We start from the raw sequence: 20,755 nt of genomic DNA, 5'->3' as shown, positions 1-20,755 counted from the left end.
GTTGTTCCCTAATCGATCGTCACGTAGTCGGGGCCGGAGTAGTGCCCGGTCGTCATCTTTTGGCGCTGCAGCAGCACGTCGTTGAGCAGGCTGGAAGCCCCGAAGCGAAACAGGTGCGGCGTGAGCCAGTCCTCCCCCACGGTTTCGGCGACCGTCACGAGGTATTTGATGGCGTCCTTCGACGTACGGATGCCGCCGGCCGGTTTCACGCCGATCTGCACCCCGGTGAGGCGGTGCCAGTCGCGCACGACCTCGAGCATCGACAGCGTCACGGGCAGCGTCGCGGCCGGGGCCACCTTGCCGGTGGAGGTCTTGATGAAGTCACCGCCGGCCAGAACGGCCAGCCAAGAGGCGCGGCGCACGTTGTCGTAGGTGTTCAGTTCGCCGGTCTCGAGAATCACCTTGAGGTGAGCCATCGAACCGTCGACCCGACGGCAGGCGTCTTTCACGGCGACGATCTCGTCGTAGACCTGGCCGAACCGGCCGGCCAGAAAAGCACCACGGTCGATGACCATGTCGATTTCGTCGGCGCCGGCCGCGACCGAGTCGCGCACGTCGGCGAGCTTGATCGCCAGGGAGGCGCGGCCGCTCGGAAAAGCGGTGGCGACGGCGGCCACGTTGACTCCCTCCGTGCCGCCGGCGGCATGGGCGGAGCCGAGCGCGTTGACGGCGGTACCGACCATGTCGCCGTAGACGCAGACCGCGGCGACACGGGGGGTACCGGGGTCGCTCGGGTCTGGCACCAGCGCCTTGGCGACGAGCGAGCGCACCTTGCCGGGGGTGTCAGCGCCCTCGAGGGTGGTGAGGTCGATCAGGCCGATGATGGTGTCGATCGCCCAGCGTTTGGAGCTGGTTTTGATCGAGCGGGTGCCGAGGTCGGCGGCGCGGGCTTCGAGGCCGACGGCGTCGATTCCGGGGATTCCGTGCAGGTACCGGCGCAGGTTGGCGTCGGTGGCCTCCCCGCCGATCAGCGCGAGGGCACGCTGTTCCGGCTGGTAGGTAGCCAGGGGGCTGTGAGTCATGGGGTGTCCTTTTCCTGGAGCAGAGCGTTCGCGGTGTCTTCGTCGGTCACCAGCACGGTGCACAGGCCGTTACGCACGACGGCGCGAGCGATGGCGTGCTTGTTGTTTCCGGAGATGACGGCGATGGTGAGCGGGGCGCGGCGCAACTGGTCGATCTGGATGCCGACCGTGCGTTCGTTGAGTTCGGGGTCGACGATGCGGCCGTTGGCATCGATGTACCGGCCGACGACATCGCCGACCGCGCCGCGGGAGACGAGGTCGTCGATCTGCTCCACGGTGAGGTAGCCGCTGTCGACGAGGGCGGAATTCGCATCCGCCTGCCCGGCGCTGAAAACGTAGGCCTGCGCGTTGCGGGCCAGGGCGAGCACCCCTGCGACGGTGCGGTCGGCTTCCATCGCCTGCTTGGTTTCGAGGCGTTCGAAGATGGCGGGGCTCGGCAGCAGAGTGGCCGAACCGTCGGCCTTGTGGGCGATGGTGACGGCAGTGGATGCCGCGGTGCCGGTGCGCTGGTTCAGGCTGACGCCGCCGTTGATCTGCACCACGTTCACCCCCGGAGCCCACCCCTGTTTGAGGTGCAGGGAGACATCGTGCAGGGTGCGACCCCAACTGATGCCGAGGGTGCGCGGAATCGGGCGGAGGCTGGTGAGGTAGTCGGCGGCGGCCTGCGCGGTGCGGGACTGCAGTTCGGCGTCACTCGATACGCCCGCGGAGGAGACCACGATGGCGTCGGTGAGGCCGGTCGATTCGCGGAGGCGGCGTTCGATCGGCAGCCGGCGGGCGCGCGGATGCACGATCTCGATGCGGATGAAACCGTTGGCCTTGGCACTGGCCAGCAACCGGCCGACCTTCCACCGGGTCAGGCGCAGAATCACGCCGATCTCGTCCTGGGTCTGATTCTCTTCGTAGTAAAGCTCGGCGGCGCGGATGGACAGGAGTTCGTCGGTGTCGCTCATGGAAAGATCGCGGTCCAATCGTTTGAACCCAGCCTACGACGGTCCGCGGCACGAATCAACAGCCGTAGGGATTGTTGCTCATCTGAGCAGATGCGCGATCTTCTACGATGAGTGCATGCCCGCTATTGAAGCCTCCACGTACGTTCTCGCCGTCGATGTGGGAGGCACCAAGGTCGAAGCTGCCCTCGTAAATGACCTCGGAGTCGTGCTCGGTACCAGCCGACACCGCGCACCGACCGGGGCGCGCGCGACGAGCGACGAACTGGCATCCGCTGTCAGTGGTGTGGTGCTGCAAACCCTGGCGAGCCTGCCGCCGGAATATCCGTTGGTCGGGGTCGGTATCGGCTGTGCCGGGCCGATCCAGCTGGCGCAGGGGGCGGTGTCACCGTTGAACCTGCCGGTCTGGCGCGAGTATCCGCTCAAGGAGCTGGTGGTCGGCCTAGTTCCCGGCCTGCCGGTGCGCCTGCGCATGGACGGGCTCTGCATCACCCTCGCCGAGCACTGGGTCGGCGCCGGCCAGGGCGTCGACAACCTGATGGGCATGATCGTGTCGACCGGCATCGGCGGCGGCCTGATCCTCGGCGGGGTGACCGCGTCGGGGCCGACCGGAAACGCCGGGCATATCGGCCACATCGAGGTCGGCGGTTTTGGCGACCCCTGCGCCTGCGGTGGAGTGGGCTGCATCGAGGCCATCGCCTCGGGGCCGAAGACCGTCGCCTGGGCACGCAGCCAGGGCTTCACCGGCGAGTCGGGCGAAGACCTCGCGGCAGCCTACGCGGCCGCCGATCCGATCGCGGTCGCCGCCGTTGCACGCAGCGGCGAGGCGCTCGGTCAGGCCATCGCGTCCGCAGCAACTCTGCTCGACCTTGACCTCGTGGCCATCGGCGGCGGCTTCTCCAACGTCACCCCCGACCTGCTCGAGTTCGCCCGCGAGGCGATCAAACGGCGGGTGCAGTTCGCCTATGCCACCCGGGTGCGAGTGGTTCCGTCAGCGCTGTCGGGCGACGGCCCGCTGATCGGTGCTGCGGCACTGATCCACCGAGCCGAACTGGTGCCCTGAAGTCCGTCAGCGTGAGCGTTCCAGATCGTCCTCGAGCATGTGCGGACGACCGATCACGGTCCCCGCGATGATGATCGCCGAAGCGGTGGCGAGCAGAAAGCCGAGCGGCCAGGTCCAGCCGCCGCTGAGCTCGTGCAATAGACCGAAAACCAGCGGCCCCAGGGCTCCCAGTGTGTAGCCGACGCTCTGCACAAAGCCGCTGAGAGCCACAGCGCCAGCATGGGTGCGGGTGCGGAGGTTGATCAGCACGAGCGCGAGCGGAAAGAACAACGGCCCCAGGCCCGCAAAGCTGACCCAGAGCCAGGTCAGGGTCTCCGGCGCGAACAGTAGACCGAGATCACCGGCCACGAACAGGAACACTCCGATATAGACAAGCGGCCCGACGTTGGCCATGCGGGCGGTGAGCACGGGAATGATCAGCGCGCACGGTATTCCCATGCCGGCATAGACCGCGAGGAGGGTTCCAGCCTGGGCCGGACTGACCCCCGCAGTATCGACGAGCAGTTGCGGCAGCCAGGCGAACATGGCGTAAGCATTGAGCGCCGAGGCCGCAAACACCCCGGCGATCGCCCAGGCGATCGATGATTTCCAGAGGCGACCGAGAATGGCAGCGTCGGCCTCGTCGACGACCGGGCCGGGGGTTTGCGTGGTGCGATGCCGCAGGAGCATGGTGATCCACGGCACCAGAGCCAGCAGAGCCAGCAGCATCCATATGCCGAGCGAGACCCGCCAGCCGGCGGCATCCGCTACCGGAACGGCGATCAGGGGCGGCACGAGGGCGCTCAAGGACACCACGGTGACGTAGACGCTCGTCATGAGCCCGACGCGGTCCGGAAAGTACTTCTTGACCAGTGGCGGCAGCAGCACGTTGCCGATGCCGAGTCCGGCGAAGGCGATGACACTGCCGATGATGAGCATGGTGATCGAGCCGGACAAGCCTCGAGTGAGGTGACCGAGAAGAATCGCGATGAGGGCGAGCACGAGTGGCGCTTCGAGTCCGTGGCGGCGAGTGATCATGGGGGTGAAGATGCCGAACAGCGCGAAGCAGACCGGTGGGAGCATGCCGAGCACCCCGATTGACACCGTGCTCAGGGGGATATCGACGTTGATCTCGGTCACGATCGGCGAGAGCGCTGCGACAGCGTTGCGCAGGTTGGCCGCCACGAAAATGATGCCTAGCAGGGCGAGGCCGCGCCCCGGCCACAGTCGGCGGGAGGAGGCGGTATTCACTCGGTCAGTCTAGGGCTGCGGTCGGCTGCGTTCCCGCTGCACCTCGACGGCCAGATTCTTCAAGTCGTCCCAGCGTTCGGGGGCTACGAGACCGGGCAGCATCAGCGACCACATCTCGGTCAGTCGCTGGTCGATGTCGCCGCGCCTGGTCAGAACGTCCGAGACGACCTGCACGCCGGTGAAACCGGCGGTGAAAAAGCGTGCTGCAGCCGGCACATCGACCGTTGGCGCCACATCTCCGTCGGCGATCCCCCGGCGCAAAAATTCCTCACAGGCGACCATCCAGTCGAGATAGGGAGCCGACACCGGCGTGGAAAAATTGACGGCCTCAATGGTCAGGCGCACCCCGGCGCTGACGATGAGGTCATCGCGCAACTGGCGAGCCAGCTCGTAGGACATGGAGACGAGGGCGCGCAGGCCCGGCACGTTTCTGTCGAGCAGCGCTCGGCCGGCACCGACCGATTTCTCGTGCTGGGCATCGATAATGGCCACCGCGAGGGCTTCCTTGGAATCGAAGTGAAAGTACAGGGCTCCCTTGGTTACCCCGGCGGCAGCACTCACCTGCGCGAGGGACGTGCTCCCGTATCCGCGTTGCTCGAAAGCTTCCGCGGCACCGCGAATTATCGCTGCGCGCGTTTCTATTGCTCGTGCTTGTTGTGACATAAAACCCCCAGGAAATTACTCGTGTTCCCAGCGTACCGGGGCGAAGTAGCCCCCCACGCGATGACCCCGGAGGCCTCCACCATTCTCTGTTTGTGACTGTACAATAAAAATACTATTTGGTATGGTTTCTGATATGGGGGATGTGGGCGATAACGGCTGGGTGGGCATCATTGTGGCGGTGTGTGCCGGCGTGATCGTGCTCACGCTGTCGCTCGTGGCCATGATTCAGATCGGGCGGGCCGCGCACCTGCGCCCCAGCGTTCGTACCAACTGGGTACTGGCGGTCCTGCTCGCCCCGTTGTTCGGCGCGACGGCCTGGTTCGCCGTCGGCAACCGGCTGCGGCTGGACTAACGCGCGTTCGTGCGGCTCAGAATTGCCCGAACCCGCGCGACGTCATCGCGGATTTGCTCGATTAACGGGTCGATGCCCGAATAGGCAACCATGCCGCGAATCCGCTCCACGAACGATACGTCGACGACGTGGTCATAGAGGTCAAGATCCACTTCGTCGAGCACGTACGCTTCGACCTGCTTCGGGGCCACGCCGTCGAAGGTGGGGTTGTTGCCCACCGAAATGGCTGCCGGGTAGCGGGATCCCGCATCGCTCAGCCAGCCGGCGTACACGCCGTCGGCGGGAATCAGGCCGTCGGAATCGGCTGACAGGTTGGCGGTGGGAAAACCGAGCTCACGGCCCCTGGCGGCACCGTGCACGACGACGCCGCGAACGGTGGGCAGGTGGCCGAGCAGTTCGCCGGCTTCGGTGACCTCGCCGCTGCCGAGCAGCTCGCGGATCCAGGTCGACGACACCCTTCGGGCGCCGTCGGGCTTCAGGTCGTCGATCAGGCGCACTTCGTAGCCGAACTCGGTGCCGAGCTCACGGAGCAGGGCGAGGTCGCCCGCGCCCTTCGCCCCGAACCGAAAGTCGCGACCGACCAGCACAAACCGGGCATGCAGCGCGGTGACCAGGATGCGCTCGATGAAGTCACGCGGAGGCAGGCTGGAGAGAGCCTGGTTGAATTCGAGCAGCAGCGTGGCATCAACGCCGGTCTCGGCGATCAGGTTGAGTTTCTGCTCGGCGCTGACCAGCGTGCTCGGGCAGGTGGCCGGCGAAAGCAGGGCGAGCGGATGCCGGTCGAACGTGACGACGACGGTCGCGAGTTGTTCCCGGGCCGCGATGGCCTTGAGTTCGGCGATGACCGCGCGATGCCCGGCGTGCACACCATCGAACTTGCCGATGCTCACGGCCGACTTGGGCCAGTCGATCGGCACCGAGTCGACACCATAGAGGATTTTCATGAGCGTCCCTCGGCCAACGCGACCGGGTGACGTCGAAGCCACCACATGCCCAGCAGCGGGAGTACCAGCGGAATGAAGACATAGCCGCTGCCGTAGACCGACCACACGGTGGCATGCTGGAACAGCGCCGGGTCGACCAGGCTCAGCGTTCCCACGACGAGCACTCCGAGCAGTTCGAAGCTGATCGTGATCCAGGCGATGCGATACCAGCGGGCGCTGCGTTTGATCAGGGCGATCGTGGCCACAATGTAGACGACGGCAGCGAGAGCCGACAGTGTGTAGGCGAGCGGCGCTTCATCGTAAGCCCGCACGATCTGAACGAACGAACGCCCGGTGGCCGCGAGGGCCAGCACGCCGTAGACGGCAATCAAGAGTCGACCGATGCCGCTCACTCGGCTGGAGGGGGCTGGCGTTCCGGTGTCTGATTGTGTCATTGCTCGGCATTCATCTGGTTCTGTAATTATTGCAGCATCGGAGCGAACCTGGAACCGCTTAGCTGCCCTGCACGTTCCAGATCTGGTTCATGCGGTACAGCATGACGGCGACCGACAGGCAGGTGACGCCGAGGATCACCGTGCTCCAGCGGCTGCGTTCGACCAGTGCCCAGAATCCGGCCGCGACCGGCAGCAGGATGGCGCTGATTAGGTAGGTGTAGAACTCGAGCAGGCTGCCGGTGGCCGTGTTGCCGGCCAGCGGCGCCGCGATCGCGGCCGCGAGCTGCACGATCAGCAAGAGTTCGACGAGTGCTGTCGCGCCCATGGTGAGGTCGGTGGGTTTGCGCCCGAACAGGCCCAGGACGACACAGAGCACGCCGCCGGGCACGGCGATGGCCAGTTGCAGCCAGGTGAACCATTCGATCATGGGGTGGGTGTCGATTCGCTCGGTTCATCGGGTGGAAAGTTCAGCAGAGACTTGGCCTGGTCGCCGCGGTATTCGACCAGTCCGACCAGGCGGCCGTCGGGAGCGATGGCAGCGACCGGTCCGGTGCGGGTGGCATCCGGCTCGACCGTGATGCGTTTGCCATGGCCGAGGTCGACGGCCTGCTCGCGGGTCAGCGTGAGGCGCGGGAGCAGCCGGGTGGCGGCATCCGCTGGCGAAATGAGTTGGGCGGCGACGTCGACTTGTTCGAGGGTCGCCGCTTTCTCGATGCGGAACGGGCCGATCCGGGTGCGGCGCAGCGCGGTGAGGTGCCCACCGACGCCGAGCGAGCGCCCGAGGTCGCGGGCGAGGGCTCGAATGTAGGTGCCGGAGGCGCACTCTACGCGCACCTCGAGGTCAAGAAATCCGTCGCGGCGGGTGCTGGAGAGCAGTTCGAATTCGCTCACCGTCACCGGCCGGGACGGCAGCTGCACGTCTTCACCGGCACGCACCCGGGCGTAGGCACGCTTACCGTCGACCTTGATGGCGCTGACCGCGCTCGGCTGCTGGCTGATGTCGCCCGTGAGGTCCTTTATGCCGGCAGCGACGGCCGCGGGGGTGATACCGGCGACCTGCTCGGCGGTGGCGCGGGTGAGGCAGTCGCCCTCCGCGTCGTCCGTTGTGGTGGACTGGCCGAGGCGGATGGTGGCAAGGTATTCCTTGTCGAGGCCGACGACGTAGCTGAGAAGCCGGGTCGAGCTGTTGATGCCGAGTACGAGCAGCCCGGTGGCCATGGGGTCGAGGGTGCCGGCGTGGCCGACCTTGCGGGTTCCGGCCAGACGCCGGGTTCGGGCGACAGCGTCATGGCTGGTCCAGCCCTGCGCCTTGTCAATGAGTAGAAGGCCGCTGGTCACTTCCTGAGGGTACCAGCGTGCGACGGGGGCCGCGGTGCGAATCGGCTAATGAGCCGTAGTATATGAGCCGTGAGAATCTCGGTGATCGGTGCTGGCGCCCTGGGGAGTACGTTCGCCTGCCTGCTCGCGGCCGAGGGGCATGATCTGGTGGTGACTGCCCGCGGGGCGGCGCTGCCGGCTCTGCTGTCCGAGGGCATCCGCTTGACCGGGGGCTTCGGCGATCGGCTCGCGCGGCCGCTCGCGGTTGAACGGCTGACGGAACCGTGCGATCTGGCGCTGATCTGTACCAAGGCGCAGGATGCCGCGGCGGCAATTGCCGAGAACTCCGCCGTGCTCGACGGCACCCCGGTGATCGTAGTGCAGAACGGGCTCGACGGGGTGGAGACCGCCCGGCGGCTGCTGCCGCGGTCGGACTGTTTCGGGCTGATCACGATCATTGCCGCGCACTATGAGGGACCGGGCCGGGTGCGGGTCACCACGGCCGCCCAGAGCTATCTCGGCCGCGGCGATGGCAGAGCGGATGCCGCCACCTTGCGCTGGCAGGCGCTGCTGGACGCCGCCGTGCCCACCCTGGCCCTGGATAATTTCGTTGGTGCACAGTGGACCAAGCTCGTTGTCAACATGCTCAACGCCCTGCCGGCCATCACCGGGATGAGCGTGCAGGACGTGATCGGTCAGGCCGGCCTTCGCCAGCTCATGACCCGGAGCATGCGCGAAACCGTGCGTGTCGGCCGAGCCAGCGGAGTGCGGTTTGGCTCGTTGCAGGGGCTTTCGCAGTGGCGCCTGCGTCTCTTTGCCCTCGCGCCGGTCTGGGCCGGGCAGGTGCTGCCACTCTCGATGCGCACCCGCATGGGCACTGTGCCAAACCAGGGTTCGACCCTGCAGAGTCTCGCGCGCGGTCAGCGCACCGAGATCGATTTTCTGAACGGCGCCGTGATGCGGGCCGCGGCGGCGGCCCGCACCACGGCGCCGGTGAACGCGCGACTCACCGAACTGGTGCACGAGGTCGAGCAGAGCGGTGTCTTTCTGACGCCGGCCGAAGTACGGGGCCGGTTTCGCTAGCAGCGGTCGGTCAGCACGCGGCGCGGGGCCTGCGGGTTGGTCTCGTCGACCACGGCCGACACGATATCGCGTGGGTGCACCTCAGCGAGGTAGCGCGTTTGGGGCTCGCTGCCCCGTTCGCCCTCCAGCAGCACACTGAACAGCCAGAGCCCGTGCAGTTCGGGGCGGTTGATGTAGTCGCCGTCGATGATCAGCGTGGCATCGGCGGGCGCGGTCTGCCAGGTCGGCTGAATCCAGGCATCGCGGTCGGGGTCGAATTCCTCGGTGACGAAGCCGGTACTGCCGCCCATCCGAAACGGTTCAACCAGCGCCCGGCGGAGTGCGGAGTAATCGTAGCCGACTCGGTAGAGCCGGTCTGGTGTGTCGGGTGCCAGGCGCTCTTGTTCGGCGCGGGAGTGCTGAAAGTAGCGCAGGCTGGCCCGAAACACGTGCCGCTCCTGTTCCCGAAAGACCGCGGCGAGGTCGTCGGCGAAGGTGGCGCGAGCGGCGGCATCCGTTCCGTCGATGGCGATGATCGTGCGGCCTCGACCGTAGTTGTGCAGAATCTCGGCGGCGAGGGTGCGCAGAAAGTCGATGCGCGGTGTGGAAACCAGCTTCATGAATCGAGCCTAGGTTAGAACGGATGAACGTCACACCCTCTCCGCAGACCAATGCGGCCTCTGTCAGCGCCACGCTCAACGCCTGGTTCACCGAGAACGCCCGCGACCTGCCGTGGCGCCGCGACGGCTTCGGGGCCTGGGGCATTCTGGTGAGCGAGTTCATGCTGCAGCAGACGCCGGTGAACCGGGTCATTCCCCGGCTGGAAGAGTGGCTGGCACGCTGGCCCACACCGGCCTCGCTGGCCGCGGTTCCGCCGAGCGAGGCGGTACGGGCCTGGTCCAGCCTCGGCTACCCGAGGCGCGCGCTGTGGCTGCACGCCGCGGCGGTGCAGATCACCGAGCTGCACGGGGGCGTCGTGCCGTTCGACCTTGACGATCTGCTGGCCCTGACCGGCATTGGGGATTACACCGCGCGGGCGGTGGCGACGTTTGCGTATGGCTATCGGCATCCGATCGTGGATACCAACACGCGGCGGGTGATCGCCCGGGCGATTGCCGGCGCCGGCGAACCCTCCCCGCCCAGCCGAGGCCGCGACCTCGAGGCGATGGGCACGTTGCTGCCGCAGAGTGCCCAGGAGGCGGCCCTGTTCAACGCCGCGATCATGGAACTCGGTGCGGTGGTGTGCACCAGCCGCAGCCCACACTGCGATGTATGCCCGATTCGGAATGTGTGCGCATGGCGGGCCGCTGACTACCCGGAATACACCGGCACCCGCAAGGCCGTGCAGAAGAAGTTCGAGGGCAGCGACCGGCAGGTGCGCGGCCTGATCATGGCGGAACTGCGGTCCACCCACCGTTCGGTGACGGATGCCGAGCTCGATATGCTCTGGCCGGATTCAGTCCAGTTGCGGCGCGCGCTGGCCAGCCTCCTGGCCGACGGCCTGGCCATGCGGGCGCAGGGCGGCTACACCCTGCCGGTGTGAACGCATCGCTTACGATTGACCGGTGACCGTTACTACTTCTTCAACCGCCGATGCCCAGTACTCAGCGCTCCTGCGCGACACCCTCGAGAACGGTGCCCGCAAGGCCGACCGCACCGGAACCGGCACCCGCAGCGTGTTCGGCCGTCAGCTGCGCTTCGACCTGGCCGCAGGCTTTCCGCTTGTGACCACGAAACGGGTGCACTTCGCGTCGATCGCCTACGAGCTGCTCTGGTTTCTGCGCGGCGACTCCAACGTCACCTGGCTGCAGGAGAAGGGTGTGCGCATCTGGAACGAGTGGGCCGACGAGAACGGCGAGCTCGGTCCGGTCTACGGGGTGCAGTGGCGGTCCTGGCCCACCCCGGGCGGTGAGACCATCGACCAGATCAGCCAGGTGCTCGACACCCTGCACACCGATCCGGATTCACGGCGCATGATCGTCTCGGCCTGGAACGTGGCCGACCTGCCGAAAATGGCCCTCGCCCCCTGCCATGCCCTGTTCCAGTTCTACGTGGCCGACGGCAAGCTGTCCTGCCAGCTGTATCAGCGCAGCGCCGATCTGTTTCTCGGCGTGCCGTTCAACATTGCCAGTTACGCCCTGCTCACCCAGCTCGTCGCCGAGCAGGCCGGCCTCGAACTCGGTGAATTCGTCTGGACCGGCGGGGACTGCCACATCTACGACAACCACGTCGAGCAGGTCACGGAGCAGCTCTCGCGCGCTGCGTTCCCCTCCCCCACGCTGCGCATCAAGCCGGGCCGCGCGAGCCTGTTCGACTACGAGTACGACGACCTCGTGCTGGAGAACTACCAGCACCATCCCGCCATCCGCGGCGCGGTGGCGGTATGACACTCGGCCTGATCTGGGCGCAGACGCTCGGCGGCGTCATTGGGGCGGATGGGGTCATGCCCTGGCACCTGCCGGAGGACCTCGCCCATTTTCGTGCCGTCACGAGTGGCAGCGCCGTCATCATGGGCCGGCGCACCTGGGATTCCCTCCCCGAACGATTCCGCCCCCTGCCGGGCCGAAAGAACGTGGTGATCACCAGGCAGCTCGGCTGGGCCGCGGCGGGGGCATCCGTTGCCCACACCCTGGAAGACGCTCTCGCCCTCACCGAGGGTGACCTGTGGGTGATCGGCGGCGCTGAAATCTATGGGCTCGCTCTGCCCTACGCCGACGTGCTCGAGGTGACCGAGATCGATGCCTCCATTGCCGGCGACACCTACGCCCCCGCCATCACGGCCGCCTGGACCCGCGTGACCGCAAACCCGCCAAGCGGATGGCTAAGCTCGACCACGGCACTCCCGTACCGTTTCGCGCGTTACGAGCGCACCCCCGCACCCGCCCCGGCCCCGACGTCCTAGCCCGCCGCAGCCGCCGGGAGTGCACCCCTCAACGCGGACGGGGCCCAGGCCCCGTTCAGTGTGCTGGTGGTGCTAGTGCTTCGCGGTGCTCGCGGCGTCGGATTCGTCGGACTCATCGTCATCAGAGTCGTCGTCGAGGTCGTACTCGCGCGGCTTCTTGTACGGGTCGGCGTCGCCGGCGTACGTGGCCGTGCCCTTGCTGTCCTCGGTCGCACTGTCGCGGTCGTGCGCTTCGCGCAACAGATCGTCGATGAGCGCCGCGTTCTCCGGGATACCATCCGCGATGAACTCGATCGACGGTGTCAGCCGCGCGGTGATGTTCTTTCCCACTTCGCTGCGCATCAGCCCGGTCGCAGCCTTCAACGCCGCTGCGCTGTCGGTACGCTCCTCGATCGAGCCGTACACGGTGTAGAACACCGATGCGTGCTGCAGATCGCCCGTGACCTTCACGTCCGTGATGGTCACGAACCCGAGCCGCGGGTCGCGAAGTCCCCGCTCCAGCCGCTTGGCAATGATGACCTTAATGCGGTCCGCCATCTTTCTGGCGCGTTCCGGATCTGCCATGACTTACTCCTTGTTAGCCGGCACCGAAGCGCCAGGTACTTCTATGATTTCATGCCGTATTAGACGGATGCTGCCTACCCACTGAGGGTCGGAGCGGAATTTTGCATTAAAAGGGAATCGGGGTAGGGGTCCTGCGCTCTCTTCCCTTTTAATGGAAAATTCCGCGGAGACCCGACCCCAACGGGGTCGGATTCCCAACGGAACCCGACCCCCAAGCCAATCGCTAGACGCGCGGCTTTTCCTTCATTTCGATGGTCTCAATCTCATCGCCAATTCGGATGTCGTTGAACTTGCCCAGTCCGATACCACACTCGAAGTCCGTACGAACCTCGGTGACGTCGTCCTTGAAGCGACGCAGCGACTCGATGCCCAGGTTGTCCCCCACCACGATGCCCTCGCGAATAACGCGAGCCTTGGCATTTCGGGTGATGGTACCGGAGCGCACGATGACACCGGCGACGTTTCCGAACTTCGACGAGCTGAAAACCTCGCGAATTTCGGCGATACCGCTCTGGATCTCCTCGTACTCGGGCTTGAGCATTCCCTTGAGGGAATTCTCGATGTCCTCGAGGGCGGAGTAGATGACGGAGTAGAAGCGCACGTCGACCCCTTCGCGGGCAGCACGCTCGCGGGCCTTCGTGTCGGGGCGAACGTTGAAACCGATGATGATGGCGTTGTCGACGGTAGCGAGGTTGACGTCGCTCTCCGTGACCGCACCGACACCACGGTGGATGATGCGCAGCTGAACCGAATCGTCGACCTCGATCTTGAGCAGCGACTCTTCCAGGGCCTCAACGGCACCGGAAACGTCACCCTTGATGATGAGGTTGAGCGATTCGACCTTGCCCTCTTCGAGAGCACGGGTGAAGTCTTCGAGGCTGATGCGCTTGCGGGCCTTGGCCAGCAGTGCGTTGCGCTCGGCGGCTTCACGCTTCTCAGCGATCTGACGGGCTGTACGGTCTTCCTCGATGACGAGGAAGGTGTCGCCGGCGCGGGGAACGCTCGACAAACCCTGCACCTGAACCGCGCGGGACGGCGTGGCGGCGAGAACGGCAACACCGTTTTCGTCGGCCATCGCACGAACGCGGCCATAGGCCGTTCCGGCGACGATGGAGTCTCCAACGTGCAGCGTTCCGGACTGGATGAGCACGGTTGCCACCGCGCCGCGGCCCTTGTCGAGGCGAGCCTCGATGGCGACACCGCGGGCATCCTTGTTCGGGTTGGAGCGCATGTCGAGTCCGGCGTCAGCGACCAGGAGCACGGCGTCGAGGATTTCCTTGATGCCGGTCTTGTTCTTGGCCGACACGTCGACGAACATGACGTCTCCGCCGTATTCTTCGGCGACGAGGCCGAATTCGGTGAGCTGCTGACGCACCTTCTGCGGGTTGGCGCCGGGCTTGTCGATCTTGTTCACTGCGACGACGATCGGCACGTTGGCGGCCTGGGCGTGGTTGAGTGCCTCAATCGTCTGCGGCATGATGCCGTCATCGGCAGCGACCACGAGGATAGCGATGTCGGTGACCTGCGCACCACGAGCACGCATGGCGGTGAACGCCTCGTGACCCGGTGTGTCAATGAAGGTCAGCGCGCGGTCGATACCCTCGTGCTCGGTGATGATCTGGTACGCACCGATGTGCTGCGTGATTCCACCGGCTTCACCCTCGGCGACCTTGGCGTTACGGATCGCGTCAAGGAGCGCGGTCTTACCGTGGTCGACGTGGCCCATGACGGTGACGACGGGAGGACGAATCTCGAGGTCTTCATCGGTTTCGTCTTCGAGTTCCTGGTCGATGTCGATGTCGAACGCGAGCAGCAGCTCACGGTCTTCGTCATCGGGCGAGACCATCTGGATCTTGTAGCCGAGCTCGCTGCCGAGCACGTCGAACGTGGCCTCATCGAGGGACTCCGTTGCCGTGGCCATTTCACCGAGGTGGAACAGTACGGTAACTAGGTTTCCGGGGCTGGCGTCAATCTTGTCGGCGAAGTCCGTAATGGATGCTCCGCGACGCAGACGCACAACGGTTCCGCCGTCGCCGCGGGGTACGGATACTCCACCCAGCGACGGGGCCTCGCGCAGCTCGAACTCTGCTCTCTTCGTACGCTTCGACTTGCGCGCCTTGTTCTTGCCGCCACCGCGACCGAAGGCACCAGCGGTGCCACCGCCCGGGCCGCGACCGCGACCGGCTCCGCCTCCTCCACCGGCGGGGCGAGGCGGGCCGAAGCCGGGAGCTCCGGCGGGAGCGCCGGGACGAGTGAATCCGGGGCGTGCGGCGCCTGCTCCACCCGGAGCGCCGCCTGGACGCTGGAAAGCGCCCGGACGCTGTCCGAAACCGGTCGGGCGTGCAGCCTGGCCGGGTCCGCCAGGGCGCGGGGCGCCTGGGCGAGGCGCCGGAGGGCGCGGAATGTTGCTCGGGGTGGGTGTTGCGGGGCGCTGGCCCATGCCCTGCGCACTCGCGAACGGGTTGTTACCCGGACGCGGCGGCTGGGCCGGACGCTGACCCATGCCCTGGTTGCTGGCGAACGGGTTATTGCCCGGTCGTGCAGCTCCGGGGCGAGGCATACCCGGCTTGACCGGCGTAGCCGATCCTTCCGCGGTCTTCGCTTCCGGGGTATCGGTGCTGGGCTTGTCGGCGGCCTCAGCGGCGGCGGCCTTGTCGGCGGCAGCGGCCTTCTGGGCAGCGGCAGCCTTCTCGGCGGCCTGGGTCTGGCGCTCGGCGACGGTGAGCGGCGCGACCGGAAGGGGCGCGGCATCCACTGCGGGAGCGGCCTCGGACGCAACCGGGGCGACCGGTTCGGCAGCGGGCTTCGGGCCCGGACGAGCTCCCGGCTTGGCGCCGTGGCTCGGACGAGCCGGAGTTGGGGTACTGGCAGCGGGCGCGGGCGTTGCAGCCTTGGCGGCGGCGCTGACGGCTTCAAGAGCGACGCGGAGGCGACGCGCTACGGGCGGTTCAACACTGGAAGACGGTCCTTTGACGAACTCGCCCATTTCTTTCAATTTAGCAAGGACATCCTTGCTTTCGAGTCCGAGTTCGGTAGCGATCTCGTGCACGCGTGGTTTCGCAGCCACAATTCTCCTGTTCCGGGCCTGCACCCGGAAAGGGGCAGACCGTTAGTAACGGACGGGTCTCATTTCGAGCCGCTCATTAGTTATCCATAAGCCAATTCAGCCTGTTCTCTAGTTGTTTCGCGTCCAGTGACCTGGTCACGCGAAAGGCACGCCCGAAAGCGTGTCGCCTTACGGCATCCTGAAAGCACGATTCACGGGCGTGCAGCCACGCACCTCTACCGGGGATTGTGGCGGTTTCATCCACCACAACTTCTGATTTCCCAGCAACGATCCGCAAAAGTGAGGATCGAGGGGCGCGCGAACGGCAGCCAATACACGTTCTTACGGAGTTCATCGTACCCCCTATTCGGCATCCTCCAGAATGCTGTCCGGCTGAATGTCGATTTTCGCGCCGGTGAGCTTTGCCGCGAGGCGGGCATTCTGGCCCTCCTTGCCGATGGCGAGCGAGAGCTGGTAGTCGGGCACGAGGGCTCGCACTGCCTTGATCGACTCGTCGATCACATAGGCGCTGGTCACCTTGGCCGGAGACAGTGCGCTCGCGACGAAGGTCGCGAGGTCGGGCGAGAAATCGACGATGTCGATCTTCTCGTTGTTGAGTTCGACGGTCACGGCGCGCACACGCTGGCCGAGTTCGCCGATGCAGGCGCCCTTGGCGTTGACGCCCGGCTCGGTCGCGCGCACCGCGATCTTGGTGCGGTGGCCGGCTTCGCGGGCGAGTGACACGATCTCGACGACTCCGCTGGCAATCTCGGGCACCTCGAGTGCGAACAGCTTGCGCACGAGCGACGGGTGGGTACGCGACACGGTGATCTGCGGGCCCTTGAGCCCGCGACCGACGGCCGTGACGAACACGCGGATGCGCGCTCCGTGCACGTAGCTCTCGGTGGGGACCTGCTCCTCGGGGGGCATGATCGCTTCGATGGTACCGAGGTCGACGTGGATCATGCGCGGGTTCGGACCCTGCTGGATGATACCGGCGACGATGTCGCCCTCGCGGCCTTTGAACTCGCCGAGCACTGCATCGTCTGCCAAGTCGCGCAGACGCTGGTTGATGACCTGCTTGGCGGCGAAGGCCGCAATACGACCGAAGTCGGTCGGGTTGTCGACGGCTTCGCCGATGACGTTGCCCTCGTCGTCATGCTCGGGAATGTAGATATCCACGTGCCCGGACTTGCGGTCGAGAACGACGCGCGCTTCGGGCACTTCCTGGATATCGTGCTTGGCTTCAGCAATCTTCGAAGCCTCAAGCTTCGACACGTCCTGCTGGATGTGCTTGACATAGGCGGTCAGAATCGCCTGTTCGATGATTTGCACGAGTTCCTCGAAGGGAATCTCTTTTTCGCGCTCCAGTAGCCGCAAAACACTGAGGTCGATGTCCATGGCCGGCCTCCTCTACGTACGATCTAGTCGCATGATCTTGCCGCCGCGAAACCGCGCAGCGGGCTGAATACTACGGTACCCGAATCTGCGGCGCCCCGTCACCCACTCGCCCGGGCTGGTCCGGTCCTGCTGGGTTCGCTGCAGAACGGATGCTGCCGGCTGGGCCAGGCAGCATCCGTTCTCGATACTGACTCGTTAGACGAAGTGCTTGGCGACGTCAGCGACGTCGACCTGCTCGCGATCGCCGGTGCGGCGGTTCCACAGTTCGACGATGCCGTCGGCGGCGCCGCGGCCGACGATGACGATCCACGGCACGCCGATGAGCTCGGCGTCACCGAACTTGACACCCGGCGACACCTTGCGGCGGTCGTCGTAGAGCACCTCGCGGCCGGTGGCTTCGATGGCGGCGACGACGGCCTCCGAGGTGTCGAAGACGATCTCGTCCCGGCCGGTGGCGATCACGTGCACGTCGAATGGCGTGACCGATTCGGGCCAGATCAAGCCCTTCGCGTCGTTGTTGAGTTCGGCGATGACCGCGAGGATGCGGGTGACGCCGATGCCGTATGAACCCATCGTGACCGTGACCAGCTTGCCGTTCTCATCGAGAACCTTGAGGCCGAGCACTTCGGCATACTTGCGGCCGAGCTGGAACACGTGACCGATTTCCATACCGCGAATGAGCTCGACCGGGCCGCTTCCGTCGGGGGCGGGGTCGCCGGCGCGCACGTCAGAGGCCTCGACCACGTCGTCGATGGCGAAGTCACGGCCGGCGACGAGGCCGAACACGTGCCGATTGTCTTCGTTGGCACCGGTGATCCACTCGGTGCCCGCAACCACGCGCGGGTCGACCAGAAAACGGATGCCGGTGGTCGATTTGGTACCAAGAACGGCGCCCTGGGCGCCCCACGGGCCGATGTACCCCTTGACCAGGCCGGGGTTCTTGGCGAAGTCGCCCTCGTTGGCCGCCTCGACCTCGGCGGGGGCGAAGGCGACCTCGACGCGCTTGAGGTCGACCTCGCGGTCGCCGGGAACGCCGATCGCGATGAGTTTCCGGGTGCCGTCAAGGTGCGTGAGCGCGAGCACGACGTTCTTGAGGGTGTCGGCTGCGGTCCACTCGCGACCGTCGAGGCGCGGGTGCTCGGCGTTGGCCTTGTCGACCAGGGTCTGGATGGTCGGGGTGTTCGGGGTGTCGAAGATCTGCGCGGCGGGCAGCGCGCTGAAGTCTTTGCTTTCCGGAACGAGCGTGCGAAAGGCCTCGATGTTGGCCGCGTAGCCGCCGGGGCTGCGCACGAAGGTGTCCTCGCCGACGGGAGTCGGGTGCAGAAATTCTTCGCTCTTGGAGCCACCCATGGCGCCGGCATCCGCTTGGACGATCTCGTAGTCGAGGCCGAACCTGTTGAAGATGCGCTCGTAGGCGTCGCGCTGCAGCTGATAGCTCAGGTCGAGGCCGGCGTCGGTGTAGTCGAAGGAGTACGCGTCTTTCATGGTGAATTCGCGGCCGCGCAGCAGTCCGCCGCGTGAGCGTGCCTCGTCGCGGTACTTGTCCTGAATCTGGTAGATCGACAGCGGCAGGTCCTTGTAGCTGCTGTACAGGTCTTTCACGAGCAGCGCGAAGACCTCTTCGTGGGTCGGCGCGAGCAGCATGTCGGAGCCCTTGCGGTCCTTCAGGCGGAACAGGCCCTCGCCGTACTCGTCCCAGCGGCCGGTCAACTCGTAGGGCTCACGCGGCAGCAGGGCCGGAAAGTGCACCTCGTGCGCGCCGGCCGCGGTCATCTCCTCACGGATGATGCGCTCCACTTTTGCCTTCACCCGCAGGCCGAGCGGCAGCCAGGCGAAAATACCCGGGGCCTGGCGACGGATGTAGCCGGCCCGCACGAGGAGGCGGTGGCTGGTCACCTCGGCGTCGGAGGGGTCTTCGCGGAGAGTACGGAGGAAGTAGTTGGAGAGACGTGTAGGCACCCGTCTACCTTACGCGCGCGCCGCGATCCGCTCCCCCACTGCCTGGTTCAGCCGACCTCGCTCAGGGTGCGCTCGATGGCGACCAGTCGCGTATCCAAAGAAGTCAGTTTTTCGAGCAGGGCGGCGTTGGTCGCATTGCTCTCCGCCAGCGCGTGAGTCAGGGCGGTTGAACCCTCGGAACCGGCTGCCTGCCGACGCGACTTGAAGTACAGGTTGAAGATCGCGTAGGTGATTCCGCCGATGATCGCGACGATGGGAACGAGGTAGGCGAAGTCGAAGTTCATGGTGTTTCCCCCTGCTGGTTGGACGCCGCGGCGTGTGCCACGGCGTCGGTGATGGTGTCGATGGTGATGCTGAGTGAGAACGGTGCCAAGGCGACGTGCTTGAGAGCGGTCCCCTCCGGGGAGAGTTCCAGCGACGTCGTGACGAACCCGCTCGCCTCCAGCTTTGCGAGGTGCATGTAGAGCAGAGCACGCGACATCCCGACGCGTCGTGCCAGCTCGCTGACGTGCACGCGACCGCCCTGCAACTCGGCGAGAATGAGCATCCGTTGCGGACTGGCGACCGCAGCAAGGGTGGCACTGAGCTGTTCAACATTCATTGCAACACCTCCTGACAGGTGCAACTATATTCTGACACCCGAAAGAAAAGCAAGCAACCATCCGCTTTCGCGGATCAGGAGAGTTACTTCGCGCCGACGGAGACCGTGGGGCTGCCGAGCGCGGCAGCGGGCATCTCGGCGGCGAGCCGGTTGGCCTCTTCGATGAGGGTCTTCACGATCTCGGACTCTGGCACGGTCTTGATAACCTCGCCGCGCACGAAGATCTGGCCCCTGCCGTTGCCGCTCGCGACACCGAGGTCGGCTTCGCGAGCCTCACCCGGTCCGTTGACGACGCAGCCCATGACGGCGACGCGGAGCGGCACGGTCATTCCCTCGAGCCCGTCGGTGACATCATTGGCGAGCTTGTAGACGTCGACCTGTGCCCGGCCACAGCTCGGACAGGAGACGATCTCCAGCTTGCGCTCGCGCAGGTTGAGCGACTGCAGAATCTGCAAGCCCACCTTGATCTCCTCGACCGGCGGAGCGCTGAGCGAGACGCGGATGGTGTCGCCGATGCCTTCGCCGAGCAGGATGCCGAACGCCGTTGCGCTCTTGATCGTGCCCTGAAAGCTGGGACCGGCCTCAGTCACGCCGAGGTGCAACGGCCAGTCGCCGCGTTCGGCGAGCAGGCGGTAGGCCTTGACCATGATCACCGGGTCGTTGTGCTTGACCGAGATCTTGAAGTCGTGAAAGTCGTGCTCCTCGAACAGGCTCGCCTCCCAAACGGCGCTCTCCACGAGCGCCTCCGGGGTGGCCTTGCCGTATTTCTGCATGAGACTCGGCTCGAGCGAGCCGGCGTTGACGCCGATGCGCAGGCTGACACCGGCGGCCTTGGCGGCCGCAGCGATCTTGCCGACCTGGTCGTCGAATTTGCGGATGTTGCCGGGGTTGACCCGCACGGCGGCGCAGCCGGCGTCGATCGCCGCGAAGACGTAGTTCGGCTGAAAGTGGATGTCCGCGATCACCGGAATCTGGCTCTTCTTCGCGATGATCGGCAGCGCCTCGGCGTCATCGCGAGTCGGCACGGCAACACGCACGATGTCGCAGCCGGTCGCCGTGAGCTCGGCGATCTGCTGCAGCGTCGCGTTGATGTTCGTTGTCGGAGTGGTCGTCATCGATTGCACGCTCACTTGAGCATTGCCACCGACCAGGACCTTTCCGACCTTGATTTGACGGGATTTACGTCTGGGAGCGAGTACCTCAGGTACTTTGGGCATCCCCAAGTTGATTGCAGCCACTTACCTA

Annotated in this window: 23 protein-coding genes; 6 read left to right on the top strand and 17 right to left on the bottom strand. The window is 65.9% G+C overall.

Annotation, left to right across the window (positions count from 1 at the left end; genetic code table 11):
• Positions 1-8 precede the first annotated feature (8 nt).
• Both deoC and E3T29_RS00200 read right to left on the bottom strand, forming a co-directional pair.
• Complete coding sequence (gene deoC / locus E3T29_RS00205) at positions 9-1,022, bottom strand: deoxyribose-phosphate aldolase (protein WP_134343598.1); 1,014 nt, start codon at positions 1,020-1,022, stop codon at positions 9-11.
• Positions 1,019-1,975: a sugar-binding transcriptional regulator gene (locus E3T29_RS00200; RefSeq protein WP_092340944.1), complete on the bottom strand. Its 957-nt coding sequence runs from the start codon at positions 1,973-1,975 to the stop codon at positions 1,019-1,021. The genes deoC and E3T29_RS00200 overlap by 4 nt, the downstream gene beginning before the upstream one ends.
• A 115-nt stretch (positions 1,976-2,090) precedes the next feature.
• On the opposite strand from E3T29_RS00200, the gene E3T29_RS00195 reads away from it, so the two are divergent.
• Positions 2,091-3,035 carry an ROK family protein gene (locus E3T29_RS00195; RefSeq protein WP_134343597.1) on the top strand — a complete coding sequence of 315 codons (945 nt, stop codon included), beginning with the start codon at positions 2,091-2,093 and terminating at the stop codon, positions 3,033-3,035.
• 6 nt (positions 3,036-3,041) lie between these two features.
• On the opposite strand, the gene E3T29_RS00190 is transcribed toward E3T29_RS00195, so the two are convergent.
• Both E3T29_RS00190 and E3T29_RS00185 read right to left on the bottom strand, forming a co-directional pair.
• Complete coding sequence (locus tag E3T29_RS00190; RefSeq protein ID WP_134343596.1) at positions 3,042-4,265, bottom strand: CynX/NimT family MFS transporter; 1,224 nt, start codon at positions 4,263-4,265, stop codon at positions 3,042-3,044.
• Positions 4,266-4,274: 9 nt separating this feature from the next.
• Positions 4,275-4,928 (bottom strand): ScbR family autoregulator-binding transcription factor, encoded by a 654-nt coding sequence (locus E3T29_RS00185; protein ID WP_134343595.1) that lies wholly within the window; start codon positions 4,926-4,928, stop codon positions 4,275-4,277.
• Between the two features lie 121 nt (positions 4,929-5,049).
• Here E3T29_RS00185 and E3T29_RS00180 point away from each other — a divergent pair, with 121 nt between their 5' ends.
• Complete coding sequence (locus E3T29_RS00180; RefSeq protein ID WP_134343594.1) at positions 5,050-5,280, top strand: hypothetical protein; 231 nt, start codon at positions 5,050-5,052, stop codon at positions 5,278-5,280.
• Here the strand turns inward: E3T29_RS00180 and E3T29_RS00175 are convergent.
• From E3T29_RS00175 to truB, 4 genes are read right to left on the bottom strand one after another with little or no spacing between them, the layout of a single operon-like run.
• Complete coding sequence (locus E3T29_RS00175) at positions 5,277-6,224, bottom strand: bifunctional riboflavin kinase/FAD synthetase (protein WP_134343593.1); 948 nt, start codon at positions 6,222-6,224, stop codon at positions 5,277-5,279. The genes E3T29_RS00180 and E3T29_RS00175 overlap by 4 nt on opposite strands.
• The gene (locus E3T29_RS00170) at positions 6,221-6,658 is read right to left on the bottom strand and encodes a hypothetical protein (protein ID WP_134343592.1); all 438 of its coding nucleotides are present in this window, start codon (positions 6,656-6,658) and stop codon (positions 6,221-6,223) included. The genes E3T29_RS00175 and E3T29_RS00170 overlap by 4 nt, the downstream gene beginning before the upstream one ends.
• Positions 6,659-6,716: 58 nt before the next feature.
• On the bottom strand, positions 6,717-7,085 hold the full coding sequence (locus tag E3T29_RS00165; protein ID WP_092340934.1) for a hypothetical protein: 369 nt from the start codon (positions 7,083-7,085) through the stop codon (positions 6,717-6,719).
• The gene (truB, locus tag E3T29_RS00160; protein ID WP_134343591.1) at positions 7,082-7,996 is read right to left on the bottom strand and encodes a tRNA pseudouridine(55) synthase TruB; all 915 of its coding nucleotides are present in this window, start codon (positions 7,994-7,996) and stop codon (positions 7,082-7,084) included. The genes E3T29_RS00165 and truB overlap by 4 nt, the downstream gene beginning before the upstream one ends.
• Positions 7,997-8,065: 69 nt before the next feature.
• Here truB and E3T29_RS00155 point away from each other — a divergent pair, with 69 nt between their 5' ends.
• Positions 8,066-9,058 carry a ketopantoate reductase family protein gene (locus tag E3T29_RS00155; protein ID WP_134343590.1) on the top strand — a complete coding sequence of 331 codons (993 nt, stop codon included), beginning with the start codon at positions 8,066-8,068 and terminating at the stop codon, positions 9,056-9,058.
• Here the strand turns inward: E3T29_RS00155 and E3T29_RS00150 are convergent.
• On the bottom strand, positions 9,055-9,657 hold the full coding sequence (locus tag E3T29_RS00150) for a hypothetical protein (RefSeq protein ID WP_134343589.1): 603 nt from the start codon (positions 9,655-9,657) through the stop codon (positions 9,055-9,057). The two genes, E3T29_RS00155 and E3T29_RS00150, sit on opposite strands and share 4 nt — an antisense overlap.
• Positions 9,658-9,680: 23 nt before the next feature.
• Between E3T29_RS00150 and E3T29_RS00145 the strand changes: the two genes are divergently transcribed.
• Genes E3T29_RS00145 through E3T29_RS00135 form a run of 3 tightly spaced genes read left to right on the top strand, consistent with a single transcriptional unit; the run spans position 9,681 to position 11,939 of the window.
• On the top strand, positions 9,681-10,580 hold the full coding sequence (locus E3T29_RS00145; RefSeq protein WP_134343588.1) for an A/G-specific adenine glycosylase: 900 nt from the start codon (positions 9,681-9,683) through the stop codon (positions 10,578-10,580).
• Positions 10,581-10,602: 22 nt separating this feature from the next.
• Positions 10,603-11,424 (top strand): thymidylate synthase, encoded by an 822-nt coding sequence (locus tag E3T29_RS00140; RefSeq protein WP_134343587.1) that lies wholly within the window; start codon positions 10,603-10,605, stop codon positions 11,422-11,424.
• Entirely contained in the window at positions 11,421-11,939 is a 519-nt protein-coding gene (locus E3T29_RS00135) for a dihydrofolate reductase (RefSeq protein ID WP_134343586.1), read from the top strand. Before E3T29_RS00140 ends, E3T29_RS00135 begins: the two co-directional genes overlap by 4 nt.
• Positions 11,940-12,011: 72 nt before the next feature.
• Here the strand turns inward: E3T29_RS00135 and rbfA are convergent, their stop codons facing one another.
• The 8 genes from rbfA to ispG form a co-directional block, all read right to left on the bottom strand.
• Positions 12,012-12,503: a 30S ribosome-binding factor RbfA gene (rbfA, locus tag E3T29_RS00130; RefSeq protein WP_134343585.1), complete on the bottom strand. Its 492-nt coding sequence runs from the start codon at positions 12,501-12,503 to the stop codon at positions 12,012-12,014.
• A gap of 223 nt (positions 12,504-12,726) precedes the next feature.
• Positions 12,727-15,570: a translation initiation factor IF-2 gene (gene infB, locus E3T29_RS00125; RefSeq protein WP_134343584.1), complete on the bottom strand. Its 2,844-nt coding sequence runs from the start codon at positions 15,568-15,570 to the stop codon at positions 12,727-12,729.
• Between the two features lie 76 nt (positions 15,571-15,646).
• The gene (locus E3T29_RS00120; protein WP_134343583.1) at positions 15,647-15,904 is read right to left on the bottom strand and encodes a YlxR family protein; all 258 of its coding nucleotides are present in this window, start codon (positions 15,902-15,904) and stop codon (positions 15,647-15,649) included.
• Between the two features lie 8 nt (positions 15,905-15,912).
• Entirely contained in the window at positions 15,913-16,950 is a 1,038-nt protein-coding gene (nusA, locus tag E3T29_RS00115) for a transcription termination factor NusA (RefSeq protein ID WP_134343582.1), read from the bottom strand.
• 195 nt (positions 16,951-17,145) lie between these two features.
• Positions 17,146-18,909, bottom strand: a complete 1,764-nt coding sequence (locus E3T29_RS00110; RefSeq protein WP_134343581.1) for a proline--tRNA ligase — start codon at positions 18,907-18,909, stop codon at positions 17,146-17,148.
• Positions 18,910-18,956: 47 nt separating this feature from the next.
• A complete protein-coding gene (locus tag E3T29_RS00105; RefSeq protein ID WP_104088773.1) occupies positions 18,957-19,193 on the bottom strand; it encodes a hypothetical protein in 237 nt (78 codons plus the stop codon).
• Entirely contained in the window at positions 19,190-19,510 is a 321-nt protein-coding gene (locus E3T29_RS00100) for a winged helix-turn-helix domain-containing protein (RefSeq protein ID WP_134343580.1), read from the bottom strand. The genes E3T29_RS00105 and E3T29_RS00100 overlap by 4 nt, the downstream gene beginning before the upstream one ends.
• Positions 19,511-19,593: 83 nt before the next feature.
• A complete protein-coding gene (gene ispG / locus E3T29_RS00095; RefSeq protein WP_174774977.1) occupies positions 19,594-20,748 on the bottom strand; it encodes a flavodoxin-dependent (E)-4-hydroxy-3-methylbut-2-enyl-diphosphate synthase in 1,155 nt (384 codons plus the stop codon).
• Positions 20,749-20,755: the final 7 nt, after the last annotated feature.

The organism is Cryobacterium sp. TMT1-66-1 (assembly GCF_004403435.1).
GTDB lineage: Bacteria > Actinomycetota > Actinomycetes > Actinomycetales > Microbacteriaceae > Cryobacterium > Cryobacterium flavum.
Note: the sequence above shows the minus strand (reverse complement) of the source record. Positions and strands in the feature narration are given on the sequence as shown.